Source organism: Labrys sp. HAY1-8F (assembly GCF_056754975.1).
This window is the reverse complement of sequence record NZ_JBPGWZ010000002.1, coordinates 1,723,204-1,739,557: the sequence shown is the minus strand read 5'-3', so window position 1 is coordinate 1,739,557 and position 16,354 is coordinate 1,723,204. Positions and strand designations below refer to the sequence as shown.

The 16,354-nt window shown below is 64.0% G+C and carries 13 protein-coding genes; 10 read left to right on the top strand and 3 right to left on the bottom strand.

Annotated features, from left to right (window positions below; all coding sequences use genetic code 11):
- Positions 1–316: 316 nt before the first annotated feature.
- Positions 317–2,161 (top strand): reverse transcriptase family protein, encoded by a 1,845-nt coding sequence (locus ACR9ZN_RS17030; RefSeq protein WP_454815259.1) that lies wholly within the window; start codon positions 317–319, stop codon positions 2,159–2,161.
- A gap of 40 nt (positions 2,162–2,201) precedes the next feature.
- Here the strand turns inward: ACR9ZN_RS17030 and mbfA are convergent, their stop codons facing one another.
- The 3 genes from mbfA to ACR9ZN_RS17015 form a co-directional block, all read right to left on the bottom strand.
- A complete protein-coding gene (gene mbfA / locus ACR9ZN_RS17025) occupies positions 2,202–3,155 on the bottom strand; it encodes an iron exporter MbfA (protein WP_434957587.1) in 954 nt (317 codons plus the stop codon).
- Positions 3,156–3,229: 74 nt separating this feature from the next.
- Positions 3,230–3,805, bottom strand: coding sequence for a Yip1 family protein (locus ACR9ZN_RS17020; RefSeq protein WP_454815257.1), 576 nt, complete (start codon positions 3,803–3,805; stop codon positions 3,230–3,232).
- Positions 3,806–3,886: 81 nt separating this feature from the next.
- Positions 3,887–5,050, bottom strand: a complete 1,164-nt coding sequence (locus ACR9ZN_RS17015) for a dihydrodipicolinate synthase family protein (RefSeq protein WP_481272738.1) — start codon at positions 5,048–5,050, stop codon at positions 3,887–3,889.
- A gap of 449 nt (positions 5,051–5,499) precedes the next feature.
- Between ACR9ZN_RS17015 and ACR9ZN_RS17010 the strand changes: the two genes are divergently transcribed.
- The 9 genes from ACR9ZN_RS17010 to ACR9ZN_RS16970 all read left to right on the top strand — a co-directional run bounded on the left by ACR9ZN_RS17010 (position 5,500) and on the right by ACR9ZN_RS16970 (position 16,149).
- The gene (locus ACR9ZN_RS17010; RefSeq protein WP_434957584.1) at positions 5,500–6,558 is read left to right on the top strand and encodes a LacI family DNA-binding transcriptional regulator; all 1,059 of its coding nucleotides are present in this window, start codon (positions 5,500–5,502) and stop codon (positions 6,556–6,558) included.
- Complete coding sequence (locus ACR9ZN_RS17005) at positions 6,558–7,601, top strand: Gfo/Idh/MocA family protein (protein WP_481272737.1); 1,044 nt, start codon at positions 6,558–6,560, stop codon at positions 7,599–7,601. The genes ACR9ZN_RS17010 and ACR9ZN_RS17005 overlap by 1 nt, the downstream gene beginning before the upstream one ends.
- Before the next feature lie 4 nt (positions 7,602–7,605).
- Complete coding sequence (locus ACR9ZN_RS17000) at positions 7,606–9,204, top strand: acyl CoA:acetate/3-ketoacid CoA transferase (protein ID WP_441770425.1); 1,599 nt, start codon at positions 7,606–7,608, stop codon at positions 9,202–9,204.
- The gene (locus ACR9ZN_RS16995) at positions 9,197–9,970 is read left to right on the top strand and encodes an enoyl-CoA hydratase/isomerase family protein (protein ID WP_454815250.1); all 774 of its coding nucleotides are present in this window, start codon (positions 9,197–9,199) and stop codon (positions 9,968–9,970) included. Before ACR9ZN_RS17000 ends, ACR9ZN_RS16995 begins: the two co-directional genes overlap by 8 nt.
- Positions 9,967–11,496: an aldehyde dehydrogenase family protein gene (locus ACR9ZN_RS16990; protein WP_481272736.1), complete on the top strand. Its 1,530-nt coding sequence runs from the start codon at positions 9,967–9,969 to the stop codon at positions 11,494–11,496. The genes ACR9ZN_RS16995 and ACR9ZN_RS16990 overlap by 4 nt, the downstream gene beginning before the upstream one ends.
- A gap of 183 nt (positions 11,497–11,679) precedes the next feature.
- Complete coding sequence (locus ACR9ZN_RS16985; protein WP_454815246.1) at positions 11,680–12,960, top strand: ABC transporter substrate-binding protein; 1,281 nt, start codon at positions 11,680–11,682, stop codon at positions 12,958–12,960.
- 207 nt (positions 12,961–13,167) lie between these two features.
- Positions 13,168–14,097 carry a carbohydrate ABC transporter permease gene (locus tag ACR9ZN_RS16980; RefSeq protein ID WP_434957578.1) on the top strand — a complete coding sequence of 310 codons (930 nt, stop codon included), beginning with the start codon at positions 13,168–13,170 and terminating at the stop codon, positions 14,095–14,097.
- Positions 14,097–15,032: a carbohydrate ABC transporter permease gene (locus ACR9ZN_RS16975; RefSeq protein WP_454815244.1), complete on the top strand. Its 936-nt coding sequence runs from the start codon at positions 14,097–14,099 to the stop codon at positions 15,030–15,032. The genes ACR9ZN_RS16980 and ACR9ZN_RS16975 overlap by 1 nt, the downstream gene beginning before the upstream one ends.
- A 4-nt stretch (positions 15,033–15,036) precedes the next feature.
- Positions 15,037–16,149, top strand: a complete 1,113-nt coding sequence (locus ACR9ZN_RS16970) for an ABC transporter ATP-binding protein (RefSeq protein WP_481272735.1) — start codon at positions 15,037–15,039, stop codon at positions 16,147–16,149.
- The last annotated feature ends 205 nt before the right edge of the window (positions 16,150–16,354 follow it).

Below are 16,354 nucleotides of genomic sequence, written 5' to 3'. Positions count from 1 at the left end.
TGAAATCGGTGAGCGGATGCGCTTACCTCACCTATCGGAAGGGCGCGGGCCGGTCAGGACCTTGCAACCCGGGCGGCGTATCGCCGTCCTTGCAACATGACCGTTCACGCATCACTGGCCCAATCTTCACTGGGCGGGGACTGCCTACCGGTGCGCTATTGCAGATTGGGTTCCTTGAACCCAATAGCGCACCGGTAGGCGTCCCCGCTTCGAGTGGATTGATCCAGTCCTTGGATGAGACGAAGGCAGCCCGGCCTGTGCCCCTTCCGGTTCCCCGCGCCGACGCGTTCCTTCGTCCCCAATGGCGGGAGGCGACGTGAACCAGACCGTCGCACCGGGAAGCCTGACCCGGCAGGAACTCTATGACCGCATCCGCGAATCGTCCAAGGACGAGGTCATTCTCGAAGAGATGATCCGGCTCGGCTTCTGGCCGGATGGCACGGCCGCGCCGAGCCCGGCGGCCGCAGCGATACGCGAGCGCGGCGAGGCTCTGCGCGAACTCGGCGAGCTTCAGCGCCAGAACGCCCTGTGGAGCGATCCGGAGCGGGCGATCAAGGAGATGCACAAGCGCCGCAAGGCCGAGGCCCTGGCACGGCGGGCCGAGACCAGGCGCCGCCATGCCCAGGCCCGGCAGGACCGGGCTGAGGCTTGGCATCTGCGGCGCCAGCGCGAAGTGCTTTATCTGGGGGAGGGCGTCTCCGCCGGTCTCAGCGCCGATCCGATCAGGCGGCCGCTCCTGCCGGGACTACCCGATATCGCAGATGCCAAGGCCCTGGCGGACGGCATCGGTATTCCCCTTTCAGAGCTGCGCTTTCTCACCTTCAGTCGCAAAGTCTCTTCCGTCAGCCATTATCAGCGTTTCCGTATTCCCAAAAAGACTGGTGGAGAGCGCCTGATCTCGGCGCCGATGCCAAGGCTGAAGCGGGCGCAATATTGGGTGCTCGACAACATCCTCGCTCGCGTCGGCCTGCACGAGGCGGCGCATGGTTTCGTGCCCGAGCGTTCGATCCTCACCAATGCCCGCAACCATGTCGGCAAGGACGTGGTTGTCAATCTCGACCTCAAGGATTTCTTCCCGACCCTCACCTATGCACGGGTGAAGGGCATGTTCCGGTCCCTAGGCTATGCGGAAAAAGCAGCGATCCTGCTCGCGCTGCTCTGCACCGAGGCGATGGTCGACGAGGTCCATCTCGACGGCGAGCGCCATTTCGTCGGCGACGGCAGGCGCCTCTTGCCCCAGGGCGCGCCGACCAGCCCCGCGATCACCAATGTCATCTGCCGCTATCTCGATCGCCGGCTGGACGGCCTCGCCAACGAACTCGGCTTTACCTACAGCCGCTATGCCGACGACCTTACTTTTTCGGGCTCTGGCGAGGCGGTGCGCAAGATTGGCACCTTGCTGAAGGCGGTGCAGAGCATCGTCACCGCCGAGGGCTTCACCGTCCATCCCGACAAGACCCGCATCATGCGCCGCTCGGGGCATCAGGAGGTCACGGGACTGACCGTCAACGAACGGGTCGCCGTTCCCCGTCCCTTGCTGCGCCGCTATCGCGCCGTGCTGCAGCAGGTGGAAAAACACGGTCCGGCTGGCCGTCATTTCGGTCCCGGCAAGGATGTGGTGCGCTCCCTGCTCGGCTTCGGGCAGTTCGCGGCCATGGTGGATCCGCAGCAGGGTGCCGCCCTGCTGGAGCGCGCGCGCCGCATCGCCGCGGCGCATGCCGTCCCGGCTGCAACGCCGAAGCAGCCCGGCGGTGCGGCGGCTTTCCGCGCCGCCGCCGCAGCCGGGCGCGCGCCGGCTGGCCATCATTGGTTGCCGGCGGAAAGGCCAGCGCCGGCTCTCGATCCCGTATTGGCGGCTCTCGCGCGCGAAGAGGCCAGGAAGGCCGAACAGGCCCGGCGTCAGGCGGAAGCCCGGCCTGCTGTGCAAAGTGCCCTGCGCCGGCCTTCCGCCGAGACCGCGGCGTCTTCGGTGGGCCAGACGGCGGACCGGCAGGAGACACGCCGCGAGCCGCCAGCCGGCAAGAGGCCGCGCTTCACGCCGCAGCGCCTGCTGGTGATTGCCGCGATCCTGATTGTCCCCGCCCTCATCCCGGTGATCGGGCCGTTTATCAGCGGCATCGGCCTGTTCATCTATCTGCGCTGGCTGTGGAAGCAGGGTTGAAGACAGAGCGGCTACAACGATCGTTGCCTTCGCCCTGTCCTCACTGGCTGCCGATCAGGATGCCGGTGAGCAGCACCAGAATGCCACCGAGGACCACCTGCACGATCGCCGAGGTAAATGGCGTGGCCATGAAGCGGGTGCGGATCCAGGCGATGGCGATGAGCTCCAGCACGACCACGCAGCCGGCGACGCCGGTCGCCACCCAGAAGTCGGGGATGAGGTAGGGCAGGGTGTGGCCGAGGCCGCCCACGGTGGTCATCACGCCGCACGCGGCGCCGCGCACCCAGGGATGGCCGCGCCCGGTGATCTCGCCGTCGTCCGACAGGGCCTCGGTCAAGCCCATGCTGATGCCGGCGCCGATCGACGCGGCCATGCCGACCAGGAAGGCGTCCCAGGAGTTCAGAGTGGCGAAGGCGGCGGCGAAGATCGGGGCGAGAGTGGAGATCGAACCGTCGATCAGCCCGGCCAGGGCAGGCTGCACGATCTGCAGCACGAAAAGGCGCCGGGAGGTTTCTTCCTCGCTGCGTTTCTGATCGGCCGGCAGCTTGGACTCCAGCGTCTCGGCCAGGCTTTCGTGGCGCTTTTCTTCTTCGGCGAGATCGGCCAGCAGGGTGCGGATTTCGACGTCATGGGCCCGTTCCGCCGCCTTGGCATAGAATTGGGCGGCTTCCAGCTCCATGGCCTCGGCCTGTTCGCGCACCGCGTCGATGCGCAGATTGTCGAGCAGCCAGATCGGGTTGCGCTTGAGGAAGCCGCTGACATCCTGGCGGGTGATATAGGGCAGGGTATCACCGAACTTGGCTGTATAGGTCTCCAGCAAGCGGTGGCGATGGCCGTGCTCTTCTTGTGCCATTGCCTCGAAGATCTTGGCGGAGCCCGGAAAATCGGTGCGCAGGCGATTGGCGAACTGCAGATAGATGCGCGCATCCTCCTCCTCGTTGGAGATGGCGAGCGCGAGGATCTCGGCCTCGTTCAGGTCGGCAAAGCGTTTCATGGCAAACTCAGATTAGAATAGTTCTAAATTAAGTTCCTTCTATCCCTCTCCTCGGCTTGTGTCGAGCCCAATCCCTATCCCGGGAAAAACGGGGGCACGAACAGCCACGCCAGCACAGAACCCATCAGGAAATTGAGAAGAAGGCCGATCAACACCACCGCAATCGTATAGATCGGTACTTTCAAGACCGGCGCTCGCGTCAGCACTGGAATGCCGGTGAAGAGGAGATAGACGCTGTGGAGGCCGACGATAGCAAACAGTCCCAACGCCGGAATGACGGTGAAGACGTTGGCGAGCCACGCTGCGGTCATGCTGTAGGCGGCAAGTTTGAAGGCGCCGAGGAAGTCGTGTCTGCCGCCGAAATGGGGAGCCAGGCGGTTGATGACGATAGCCATGGCATGGAGCGTGGCGAGGGAAACGAGGTAGCGCAGGACGGCCAGGCAGAGGCCCGAGGCCAAGCCGATGCGCAGACCGCCGACGCCGATCAGCGAAGTGCCGATGAAGCCGGCAATCGGGCCGATGGCGGCGAGATAGAGCACATAGTTCCGATAGATACGCTCGACGCTGGTCGCCTCGGCAGCGATATTTCGCCATTCGGCTGACGGCGACAGCAAAAGGTTCCGCGCCCGCGCCCCGATGTCCATGACCATGGTGATGACAACTCCGATCGATCGCCCTTTGCATAGCACGGGGCGCGGCGCCGTCATGGTCCGTCGCAGGTGCTTGGAGAGTTATCCAATACCGTTCAGGGCACAGAGCAGCTTCATGCGATGGGCCGCTTTCTCGGGATCGATGAGGAGCTGGGCCTTGTCGGCCAGGCGGAAGATATCGGCGTAATGCGCGATGCTGCGGGCCGACTCGGCGCCGCCCACCATGCGGAAATGCGACTGGAAGCCGTTGAGCCAGGACAGGAACACCACCCCGCTCTTGTAGAACTGGGTCGGCGCCTCGAACAGGCGGCGCGCCAGCGTCACGGTGGGATCGAGAATGATGCGATAGCCCTCGGCGTTGCCCGCCGCGAGACGGTCCATCGCAGCGGCGGCCGCCGGCGCGATCGGATCGAAGATGCCCAGCAATCCATGCGAGAAGCCCTGCAGGTCGCCCTGCATCAGTTCGGCATAGTTGAAATCGTCGCCGGTATACATCGCCACGCCCTCCGGCAGCAGCCGGCGCATGGTGATTTCCTTGCTGGCGTCGAGAAGGGAAATCTTGATGCCGTCGATCTTGCCGGCGTGGCTGCGGATCAGTTCCAGCACCGTCTGCATGGCGGGCTCGAAGGCCTGCGAGCCCCAATAGCCTGCGAGTGTCGGGTCGAACGCTTCGCCGAGCCAGTGCAGGATCACCTTGTCGCGTGTCTGCTCGATCAGCCGTCCATAGACGGTGAGGTAGTCGTCGGGTCCCTTGGCAAGGCGGCACAGGGCCCGGCTCGCCATCAGGATGATGCGTCCGCCATGCTTCTCGACATGGGCGATCTGTTCCTCATAGGCACGGATGACGTCGTCGAGCGTGGTGGCGGTTTCAGGGGTGAGCTGGTCGGTGCCGGCCCCGCAGGCCAGGTCCGCACCGGGCATGCTGCGAGCTTCGGCCAGCGAGCGCTCGATCAGTTCGGCGGCGCCGGCCCAGTCCAGGCCCAGACCGCGCTGCGAGGTGTCCATCGCCTCCGCGATCTTGAAGCCGAGCCCCCATAGATGGCGGCGAAACCGCAACGTCGCTTCCCAATCGATGGCGGGGCTGCGCCAGGGATCGTCCAGCCGCCGCGGATCGGCGACGACATGGGCGGCTGCATAAAGGGTGCGTGGGAAATTGCCGGTATGGACGAGGGGGTAGGGGGAGGAGGGGCCATAATGATAGGCCTCCAGGCCGCCATCGACAGTGGGCAATATCAGCGCGCTCATCGGCCTCTCCTCGTTCCTCTCTCGTCCGGCTTCTTCGACGCCCAGCAGAATTTCCCGATAGTGCTCCTTCGCGGGCAATATCGGGAAACTCTGCAAGTCTTTTGAATCCCCCCGGTTCCTCCTGATCGAGCAGATGGCTTGATCAGGAGGAACCTGCTTGGGGCAATTTTCACCCGATAGCTGGGTCCTCGCGGAGAATCTGCTGCAAGGCAGGATCCAACACATCGTCCCAGGATGCCGGTGAAAAGTGGCCAAGGCGTCGCGACCTTGGGGATAAGCATGTCAATTAGAACGTTCCAAAGTCAAGAGTATTTCATTGATGAGGATATTTATCCTTTCATTTCAATGGGTTCTTGACCAAGCGAAAGCGGTATTGACATGGATGTAGGAACGTTCCAAAAATATAAATCACTGGCCCAGTTCAAGAGGCCAGCCGAGGGAGCGTGAGGATGGGCGGAGGCAAGCGCGGCGTTAGCCGGGCCACGACGATCGTCGATATTGCCAGGGCGGTCGGCGTGTCGAAGTCGACCGTGTCGCTGGTGCTCAAGGACTCTCCCCTCGTCAAGTCGGCCACGCGCGACCGCGTCATGCGGGCCATCGACCAGCTCGGCTATGTCTACAACCGCTCGGCTGCGAGCCTGCGCACCGCCCGTTCGAGTTTCGTGGGCATGGTGATCTCCGATCTGATGAATCCCTTCTTTACCGAGCTTGCGGTCGGCATCGAGGATGGGCTGCACAATATGGGCTTCGTGCCCATCTTGGCCAACACCAACGAAGACGTCGAGCGGCAGACCCGTGTGCTGCAATCCCTGCGAGAGCACGGGGTCGCCGGCATCATCATGAGCCCGGCTCGCGGTACCGATGTCTGGTCGCTGGCCGAGACCCTGCCGCGCTCCCTGCCGATGGTGCTGACCATGCGGCGGGTCGAGGGCAGCACCTTGCCCTATATCGGTCCCGACAACCGCACCGGCTCGCGCGAGGCCGTAAGTCACCTCATTAATCTCGGCCACCGCTCCATCGCCTTTCTCGGCGGCTTCGGCACCATGACCACGCAGAAAGAGCGCATTTCCGGCTATCAGGACGCCCTGATCGCCGCTGGTCTGCCGCTGCGCGGCGAACTGATCTTCGAAGCGATGCCGACGCGCGCCGGGGGCGCCGAGGCGATCGCCGCTGCCCTGGCGAGTGCCCACAAGCCGACGGCCGCCTTCTGCTACAACGACATCGTGGCGATGGGGGCGACCCGCGCCTTGGGCTTGCGCGGCATCCGCGTCGGTACCGATTTCGCGGTGATCGGCTTCGACGATATCGTCGAGGCCGAGCACAATGCGCCCCCCCTCACCACCGTCAACGCCGATACCAGGGTCATGGGCACACGCGCGGCCCGCAGCCTGCTCGGCCTGATCGATGGGGCCGATCCGGAGGCGATGTCCTTCATCGGCACGACCCGTCTGGTGGTGCGTGAGTCCTGCGGCGCTCATGGACATACTATCTTGAAGGAGACGGCATAATGGCCCAGCCAACGTCGGGTAAGAACGTGGCAGCTTCAAAAAGGGGCTTGCGCTGGGGGATCGTCGGCGCCACGACGATCGCCAAGGAATGGATGATCGGAGCGATCCGCGAAACCGGCGGCGAAGTCGTCAGCGTGATGTCTTCCGATGCCGAGCGCGGCAGGGCCTATGCCAAGGCAGACGGCATTCCCCATTCGACCCGGAGCCTGGCGACGCTGCTCGCCAAGGATATCGACGCCGTCTACATCGCCACCACCAACGAGAAGCACAAGGCGCAGACCTTGGCGGCCGCCAAGGCCGGCATCCATGTGCTGTGCGAAAAGCCGCTTGCCCTCAAGCTTTCCGATGCGCATCGGATGGTCGCCGCCTGCAAGGAAGCCGGCGTCGTCATGGCCACCAATCACCATCTGCGCAATGCAGCGGCGTTCCGCGTCATGCGCGATGCCGTTGCTACGGGCCGGATCGGCAAGCCGTTGTTCGCCCGGGTCTTCCACGCTGTCTATCTGCCGCCCCATCTGCAGGGCTGGCGCATCAAGGATGCCAAGGCCGGCTCTGGCGTGGTGATGGACATCACCGTGCACGATGCCGACACGCTGCGTTTCGTGCTCGGCGAAGAGCCGGTGGCGGCAACGGCCTTCACCCAGCAGGGCGGCATGGGTGGTGCCGGCATCGAGGACGGCGTCATGGGCGTGGTGCGCTTCGAGAGCGGATTGCTGGCGCAGTTCCACGACGCCTTCACCACGGCCTATGCCAATACGGGCTTCGAAGTGCACGGCAGCGAAGGCTCCCTGATCGGTACCAATTGCATGACGCAAAAGCCCGTCGGCGAAGTGGTGCTGCGCAATGCATCCGGCGAGCACAAGCTGCCGTTCGAGCCGGAAAACCTCTATGTCCGCAGCGTCGCCAATTTCCAGAACGCCGTGCGCGGCAAGGGCACGCCATCGGCCACCGGCGAGGACGGCATCCGCTCGATGGCGCTAGCCCTGGCCGTACTGAAATCCGCCAAAACAGGCCGCGAAGTCGCTGTCGAGCCGGGGCTCTGATCCGATGGCCTTCCCGAAAGTCCTCTCCGCCGACCAGGCTGCCGCGCTCATCCCCGACGGCGCCGTGGTGACCGTCTCCTCCTCGTCCGGCCTCGGCTGTCCGGACGCAATGCTGGCTGCCATCGGCCGCCGCTTCGAAGCCTCCGGCCATCCGCGCAACCTCACCACGCTACACCCCATCGCGGCAGGCGACATGTGGGGCATCAAGGGCGTCGATCATATCGCCAAGCCCGGTCTGCTCTCCTGTATCCTGGGTGGCTCCTATCCGTCCGGTCCCTCTTCGGCAGAGCCGCCGGCGATCTGGAAGATGATCACCGGCAATGAGATCCCCGCCTACAACATCCCCTCCGGCATCCTGTTCGACATGCATCGCGAGGCGGCGGCCAAGCGCCCCGGCGTGCTGACCAAGATCGGCATGGACACTTTCGTCGATCCCGCTCGCGAGGGCTGCGCCATGAACAAGCGGGCCATGGAAGCGCCGATCGTGCGCCAGGTCGAATTCGACGGCGAGAACTGGCTGTATTTCAAGACCATCATTCCCGAGGTCGCCATCATTCGAGCCACCACGGCCGATGAGCGCGGCAATCTCTCCTACGAACATGAGGGCGGCTATCTCGGTCCGCTCGACCAGGCGCTGGCCGTACGCAACAATGGCGGCATCGTCATCGCCCAGGTGAAACGCCTCGCCGAGAGCGGCACGCTCAAGCCGCAGAACGTGCTGGTGCCCGGCGTGCTCGTGGATGCCATCGTGGTCGCGCCGGACCAGATGCAGACGACGCAGACACCCTACGAGCCGGCGATCTCGGGCGAGATCTTCCGGCCGCTGTCGAGCTTCGAGATCCCCGAATTCGGCGTCTCCAAAGTGATTGCCCGTCGGGTGGCGCAGGAATTGCGCTACGGCGATGCCGTCAATATCGGCTTCGGCATTTCGGCCAACGTGCCGCGCATCCTGATCGAGGAAGGTCGGCATGGCGAGGTGACCTGGGTGATCGAACAGGGGGCCGTCGGCGGCGTACCGCTCACCGACTTCCAGTTCGGCTGTGCCTCCAACGCCGAGGCGATCATGCCTTCGCCCTATCAGTTCACCTATTTTCAGGGCGCGGGGTTCGATGCCTCGCTGCTCTCCTTCCTGCAGATCGACCGCGAGGGCAGCGTCAACGTCTCCAAGCTCGGCGTGCGTCCGCATGTGACGGCGGGGGCCGGAGGCTTCGTCGACATCACCGCTCGGGCCCGGCGCATCATCTTCTCCGGCTTCTTCACGGCCGCCGCCGGCCTGGCCGTCGAGAACGGTGCGCTGGTCATCGCCAAGGAAGGCAAGGTCAGGAAACTGGTCGAGACGGTCGAACATGTCTCCTTCTCCGGTCGCCGCGCCGTCGCCCAGGGGCAGGACATCACCTATGTCACTGAGCGCTGCGTGCTCAAGCTGACGCAGAAGGGCATCGTGGTCACGGAGATCGCACCCGGCGTTGACCTCGAGCGCGATGTCCTGGCCCAGGCCGAGTTCGCGCTGCTGGTCTCCGACGACCTCAAGGTGATGGATGCGGCCTTATTCCGGCCGGAGCCGATCGGGCTGGATATCGGAGGAGGGCAGGCCGATGTCTGATCCCGTCCGTCTCGATATCGAAGATGGCATCGCCGTCATCACGCTGGCCCGGCCCGAAAAACTCAACGCACTCGACGAGGCGATGATATCCGGGCTTGCCATCGCGGCCGAACGGATCGACCGGCACGGTTCCGTCCGTGCCGCTATCCTCACCGGCGAGGGCAAAGGCTTTTGTGCGGGAGGCGATATTGCCGCCTGGGGCAAGCTTTCGCCCCTCGACATGGGCCAGCAATGGGTGCGCGACGGCCATCGCGTCTTCGACCGCCTGACGCGGCTGCGCGCGCCGCTGATCGCGGCCATCAACGGGCATGCGCTGGGCGGGGGCCTCGAATTGGCGGCGACCGCCGATATCCGCATCGCCGAGGAACAGGCCAAGTTCGGCCTGCCCGAGACCGGCATCGGCATGGTGCCAGGCTGGTCGGGCACGCAGCGCCTCGTCACCCGCTTTGGCGCTGCCGCGGTGCGCCGCCTTGCCCTGACCGGCGAGATCGTCACGGCCGAGCGGGCGTTGCAACTCGGACTGATCGACGAGATCGCACCCAAGGGGCAGGGGCTCGAACAGGCGCGCGAACTTGCTCGGAAGATTGCGGTGCGCGCACCGATCGCCAATGCCGTCGCCAAGCAGATGATCAATGCGGCGGAAGGCGAGGATGCCGCCGCCGCCATCGAGATCCTCGCCGGATCGTTGGTCTCCTACACCGACGATCTCAAGGAGGGCGTCGCCAGCTTCGTCGAGAAGCGCACGCCCGATTTCAAGGGAAGATGACCGTGACGATTGCCGTCCGCCTCGACAAGGCCCGTTTCGCCGCCGCGCTCGCCGGCATCCCTCCTGAGCACCAGCTTTTCATTGCCGGAACCTTCGGGCCCGCCGCCGAGGGGCGGACCATCGAACGGCTCAGCCCCGGCCATGGCGAGCGGGTGGGTCTTTATCCGCAAGCGGGGGCGGCCGATCTCGATCGCGCCCTCGACGCGGCGCGCCAAGCCTTCGATAACGGGCCATGGCCCTCGTTGACCGGAGCGGAGCGCTCGCGCTTCCTCCACAAGGTCGCCGACCTGATCGACGAAAAGCTCGAGATCTTCGCCACGCTCGACAGCCTCGAAGCCGGCAAACCGATCAGCCAGGCCTGCGGCGAGATGGCCGGAGCCGTCGACATCTGGCGTTATGCGGCGGGCCTTGCCCGCGACCTGCATGGCGAGAGCTACAACACCATCGGCGCCAACAAGCTCGGCCTGGTGATGCGCGAGCCGATCGGGGTGGTCTCCATCATCACGCCCTGGAACTTCCCCTTCCTGATCGTCAGCCAGAAGCTGCCCTTCGCCCTGGCCGCCGGTTGCACCGCGGTGGTCAAGCCGAGCGAGATGACTTCGGGCTCGACCCTGCTGCTCGGCCATTTGCTGGCAGAGGCCGGCCTGCCCGAGGGGGTGGTCAACATCCTCTCCGGCTACGGTCCCGAGATCGGCGGGCCGATGACCACGGATGGCCGTGTCGATATGGTCTCCTTCACCGGTTCGACCCGGGTCGGCAAGGCGGCGATGGCGGCGGCCTCGGGTACGCTGAAGAAGCTGTCCATGGAACTGGGCGGCAAGAATCCGCAATTGATCTTCCCCGATGCCGATCTCGACGCGGCGCTCGATGCCGCGGTGTTCGGCTCCTATTTCAACGCCGGTGAATGCTGCAATGCCGGCAGTCGCCTGCTCGTACATCAGGACATCGCTGCCGAGTTCGAGGCCGAATTCGTCAAGCGCTCTCGCCAGGTCGTGGTCGGCGATCCCCTGGATCCGGCAACCCTCGTCGGGGCGCTGATTTCGCCGCAGCATCTGGCCCAGGTCGAGGGCCATGTCGCCGCCGCCAGAGCGGAGGGAGCCGAAATAGCCCTGGGAGGAGACCGCCTGGAAAGCGACGCCGGCCAGTTCATGGCAACGACGGTGGTTGCCGGCGCGCGCGCCTCGATGGCGATTGCCCGCGACGAGGTGTTCGGGCCGGTGGCGACCGTGATGCGTTTCACCAGTGCCGACGAGGCCGTTTCCATCGCCAATGGTGTCGATTACGGTTTGTCGGCCAGCGTATGGAGCCGGGATTTCGACACGGCCGTCGGCATCTCCAGGCGCCTCAAGGCCGGGACGGTTTGGACCAACACCTTCATGGACGGGGCTACCGAGCTGCCCTTCGGCGGCTTCCGGCAATCGGGGATCGGACGGGAACTCGGCCGCAATGCCGTGGCTGATTACACCGAGGAAAAGACGATGCATCTTCATTGCGGACCGCGCACGGCCTGGTGGCTGCCGCGGTAGGCGATCGAGACCAAGAGGTATTGAAAATGCCTCTTGGTGCCTTCTGCCGATTTTCTTCAAATCCCTGATTTGGAGAAGAGAAAATCGGCAGGTGTTCAAGCCGAGGATGCATCTGCGTCTTCGAGGCTTGGAATGAGACGTCGCCGGAACGTATCCGGCATCATAAGGTCATGGGAGGATTAGATGACCGTTCGTACCAAACTGATCGCAGGCGTAGCGCTCGCCGCCGCCAGCCTCGGCTTCGCCAGCCTTGGTCTCGTCAGCGCGGCGCAGGCACAGACCAAGGAAGTGCAGATGCTGCACTGGTGGACGTCGGGCGGCGAGGCAGCCGCGCTCAACGTCCTCAAGCAGGATCTGGCCAAGGAGGGCTATGCCTGGAAGGACGTCCCGGTCGCAGGCGGCGGTGGCGATGCCGCCATGACTGCGCTGAAGGCCATGGTCGCAGCCGGCAACAATCCGACGGCGTCCCAGATGCTGGGCTATACCGTGCTCGACTATGCCGCCGCCGGGAAGATGGGCGACCTGACCGAGCTCGCCAAGTCGGAAGGCTGGGACAAGGCAGTGCCGGCACCGTTGCAGAAATTCGCCGTCTATGACGGCAAGTGGGTCGCCGTCCCGGTCAACGTCCACTCGGTCAACTGGCTGTGGATCAACAAGGCCGTGATGGACAAGATCGGCGGCACCGAACCGAAGACCTTTGACGACTTCATCGCCCTGCTCGACAAGGCCAAGGCTGCAGGCGTCACGCCGCTCGCACTCGGCGGCCAGGATTGGCAGGAAGCCACCATGTTCGACTCGGTCGTGCTCTCCACGGGCGGCCCCGAGTTCTACAAGAAGGCGATGAACGACCTCGACGAAGCCTCGCTGAAGTCGGACACCATGAAGAAGGCCTTCGACAACCTGGCCAAGCTCAAGACCTATGTCGACCCCAACTTCTCGGGCCGCGACTGGAACCTGACCACCGCCATGGTGATCAAGGGCGATGCCTTGGTACAGGTGATGGGTGACTGGGCCAAGGGCGAGTTCAAGGCCGCCAGCAAGACCCCGGGCACCGACTATATCTGCATGCGCTTCCCGGGCACCGACGGCAGCGTCGTCTACAACTCCGACATGTTCGGCATGTTCGCGGTTCCTGCTGATCGCAAGGAAGCCCAGCTCGCGCTCGCCAAGGCAACGCTGTCCAAGTCGTTCCAGTCGTCCTTCAACGTGGTCAAGGGTTCGGTTCCCGCCCGCACCGACGTGCCGGACACCGACTTCGACGCCTGCGGCAAGAAGGGGATCGCCGATCTGAAGAAGGCCAATGACGGCGGTACGCTGTTCGGCTCGCTCGCCCAAGGCTATGGCGCGACGCCGGCCGTCGCCACCGCTTACAAGGACGTGGTGGACAAGTTCTTCAACGGCCAGATCAAGACCTCGGACGAGGCTGTCACCCAGCTCGTCAAGGCCATCGACGAAGCCAAGTAAGCGCTGAAGCAAGCGTTTCCATAGGAAGCGAACCGACCGGGCGCCCTCTATTGCGCCCGGTCGACTCGAGCAAAGAGCGTTCATGACTGAACGCTTGTTTGCTCTAACTTCTTGTTTTGGCGCGTCTTTGCGATTCTTGGTGAGTCCGTCTAATCGCAGAACACTCTCGGCTCTCGGGACACAAGAACAAAAAAGCGGGGAACCTTCATGACATTGGCTACGACAAGCGCGCCGCCTCGCCCGGGCTTGCGCGAGAAACTTCAGGATGCCTTGCCCAAGATCGTGCTGGCGCCGAGCTTCGCCGCGATCCTGGTGTTTGTTTATGGGTTCATCCTGTGGACGGTCTATCTGTCCTTCACCAATTCCAAGACCTTTCCGAGCTATGAGCTGACGGGAGGCCTCGCCTATCAGCGCCTGTGGGGCTGGACTTTCGAAAGCGACCCGCCGTCGAGCTGGTACTATTCGATCACCAACATGGCTGTTTTCGGCGTGCTCTATATCGGCATCTGCATGGTGCTGGGCCTGTTCATCGCCATCCTTCTCGACCAGCGCATCCGGGGCGAGGGCATCCTGCGGCCGATCTATCTCTACCCGATGGCGCTTTCCTTCATCGTCACCGGCGTGGCCTGGAAATGGTTCCTCGACCCCGGTCTCGGCCTGGAGGCAACGCTGCACAATCTGGGCTGGACCAGCTTCCATTTCGACTGGATCAAGAACAAGGACCGGGTGATCTACACGGTGGTGATCGCCGGCGTCTGGCAAGCTTCGGGCTTCGTGATGGCGATGTTCCTGGCAGGGCTGCGCGGCGTCGACGGCGAGATCCTCAAGGCGGCCCAGATCGACGGCGCCTCCACCTTCCAGGTCTATTGGCGCATCGTCATCCCGATCCTTCGACCGGTCTTCCTGTCCGCCTTCATCGTGCTCGCCCACATGGCGATCAAGTCCTATGACCTCGTGGTCGCCCTGACCTCCGGCGGGCCCGGCGGTTCGGCCTGGCTGCCGTCCAACTTCATGTATGAATACACCTTCAAGCGCAATCAGATGGCGATTGGCTCGGCCAGTGCCGTGATCATGTTGATGACGATCAGCGCCATCATCGTGCCCTATCTCTATTCCGAATTGCGGGAGAAGAAGTGATGAGCGCCGCCACCCGGGACGTTTCGGGGCCGGTCGGCTCCAATTGGGTCAGCCGCGTCGTGATCTACGGCCTGTTGCTGATTTTCGCCTTCGTCTATCTCGTGCCCCTGTTCGTGATGCTGACCACCTCGTTCAAGACCATGGACGAGATCCAGGGCGGCAACATGCTCGCTCTACCAGGCGCGCCGACGGTGCAGCCCTGGCTGAAGGCCTGGAACGAGACCTGCGTCGGCCTCACCTGTGCGGGGATCAAGGGCTATTTCTGGAACTCGCTCAAGATGGTGGTGCCGGCAGTGGCGATCTCCACCATCCTTGGTGCGCTCAACGGCTATGTGCTGACGAAATGGCGCTTCCCCGGCCATAAGATCGTCTTCGCCATGATGCTGTTCGCCTGCTTCATCCCGTTCCAGTCGGTGCTGCTGCCGATGGCGACGGTACTGGGTCAGTTCGGCGGCGTCGGCACCTTCCTGCAGTCGACGATCGGTACCTCGCTCGGCTTCGGTTCCTCGACCTTCAACCTCGTCTTCGTGCATGTGGTCTATGGCCTCGGTTTCACCACTTTGTTCTTCCGCAATTACTACGAGGCGTTCCCCAACGAGCTCGTGCGGGCGGCGATGGTCGATGGAGCCAGCTTTTTCCAGATCTTCCGGCGCATCCTGCTGCCCAATTCGGTCCCGATCTTCGTGGTCACGGTGATCTACCAGTTCACCAACATCTGGAACGACTTCCTGTTCGCCTCCGCGTTTGCCGGCACCGGCGACGTGATGCCGATGACGGCGGCGCTCAACAACGTGGTCAACACCACCACCGGCGCGGTCGAATACAACGTCAATATGGCGGCTGCGATGATCGCGGCGCTTCCCACCCTCTTCGTCTATATCGTCGCTGGCCGCTATTTCGTGCGTGGCCTGATGGCGGGCGCTGTGAAAGGCTGACCCAATGGCGTTCCTGGAAATCAACAATCTCAAGAAGCGCTACGGCGCCGTCGAAATCCTCAAGGGGATCAATCTCGACCTCGACAAGGGCGGCTTCCTCGTGCTGGTCGGGCCGTCCGGCTGCGGCAAGTCGACCCTGCTCAATACCATAGCGGGGCTGGAGAACATCACCGAAGGCGAGATCCGGGTCGACAACAACAAGATCAACGACCTGCATCCCTCCAAACGCGACATCGCCATGGTGTTCCAGAGCTACGCGCTCTATCCCAACATGACCGTGGGCCAGAACATCGCCTTCGGCATGGAGATGCGCGGCGTCGCCAAGCCCGAACGCGACACGGCGGTGGCGCAGGTCGCCAAGACCTTGCAGATCGGCCATCTGCTCGACCGCAGGCCCTCGCAGCTCTCGGGCGGCCAGCGCCAGCGCGTCGCCATGGGCCGTGCCCTGGTACGCGACCCCAAGCTCTTCCTGTTCGACGAGCCCCTCTCCAACCTCGACGCCAAGCTGCGTGTCGACATGCGCGTCGAGATCAAGCGCCTGCACGCCACCACGGGCAAGACCATCGTCTATGTCACCCATGACCAGATCGAGGCGATGACGCTCGCCACCAAGATCGCCGTGCTCAAGGATGGCGAGTTGCAGCAGGTCGGCACGCCCGCCGAGATCTACAACAAGCCCAACAATCTCTTCGTCGCCGATTTCATGGGCTCGCCCGCCATGAACCTGATCCAGGCCAAGGCGGCGCGGGAGAATGGCAGGACGGTGCTGAAGATCCTCAACAAGAGCGGAGGCGGCGTCAGCCTGCCGGTACCCGAGGATATCGCCGAGGTGTCGCTGGAGGATGGCCGCGAGCTGATCTTCGGCATCCGGCCCGAGGCGATCACCGACCATGACGGCGCTGACCGCAATTCCAAGGCGATAGAGATGGTCAATGCGGTGGTCGACGTGGTTGAGCCGGCCGGCGCCGACACTTTCGTCGTCACCCATCTCGGCGGCAAGGAGGTCACGGCGCGCATGCGTTCCGACGCCATGGTGGCGCCGGGCCAGGAACTGCCTTTCGCCTTCAACCTCGACAAGGCGGTGGTGTTCGATCCGGCGAGCGGGAAGAGGTTGTAGAGCTCGTTACACCCCTCCCTCATTTGTTGAGGAGGGCGGCGCCCTGACACGAAAAACGCGACGCCAGCCGCCCCTTTGCCCCGTTCTTACGGGGAGAAGGTAAGGATGAGGGGTAGTGTGGTTCGCACAATAGGGGCGGCGCAGCCCCTCACCTCTATCCTCTCCCCGTAAGAACGGGGCGAGGGGGGCACAAGCGCAGAGTTTT

Coding starts and splice junctions, on each gene's coding strand:
- mbfA (WP_434957587.1), bottom strand. CDS start 3,155: ATGAAACGCTTTGCCGACCTGAACGAGGCCGAGATCCTCGCGCTCGCC.
- ACR9ZN_RS17020 (WP_454815257.1), bottom strand. CDS start 3,805: ATGGTCATGGACATCGGGGCGCGGGCGCGGAACCTTTTGCTGTCGCCG.
- ACR9ZN_RS17015 (WP_481272738.1), bottom strand. CDS start 5,050: ATGAGCGCGCTGATATTGCCCACTGTCGATGGCGGCCTGGAGGCCTAT.
- ACR9ZN_RS17010 (WP_434957584.1), top strand. CDS start 5,500: ATGGGCGGAGGCAAGCGCGGCGTTAGCCGGGCCACGACGATCGTCGAT.
- ACR9ZN_RS17005 (WP_481272737.1), top strand. CDS start 6,558: ATGGCCCAGCCAACGTCGGGTAAGAACGTGGCAGCTTCAAAAAGGGGC.
- ACR9ZN_RS17000 (WP_441770425.1), top strand. CDS start 7,606: ATGGCCTTCCCGAAAGTCCTCTCCGCCGACCAGGCTGCCGCGCTCATC.
- ACR9ZN_RS16995 (WP_454815250.1), top strand. CDS start 9,197: ATGTCTGATCCCGTCCGTCTCGATATCGAAGATGGCATCGCCGTCATC.
- ACR9ZN_RS16990 (WP_481272736.1), top strand. CDS start 9,967: ATGACCGTGACGATTGCCGTCCGCCTCGACAAGGCCCGTTTCGCCGCC.
- ACR9ZN_RS16985 (WP_454815246.1), top strand. CDS start 11,680: ATGACCGTTCGTACCAAACTGATCGCAGGCGTAGCGCTCGCCGCCGCC.
- ACR9ZN_RS16980 (WP_434957578.1), top strand. CDS start 13,168: ATGACATTGGCTACGACAAGCGCGCCGCCTCGCCCGGGCTTGCGCGAG.
- ACR9ZN_RS16975 (WP_454815244.1), top strand. CDS start 14,097: ATGAGCGCCGCCACCCGGGACGTTTCGGGGCCGGTCGGCTCCAATTGG.
- ACR9ZN_RS16970 (WP_481272735.1), top strand. CDS start 15,037: ATGGCGTTCCTGGAAATCAACAATCTCAAGAAGCGCTACGGCGCCGTC.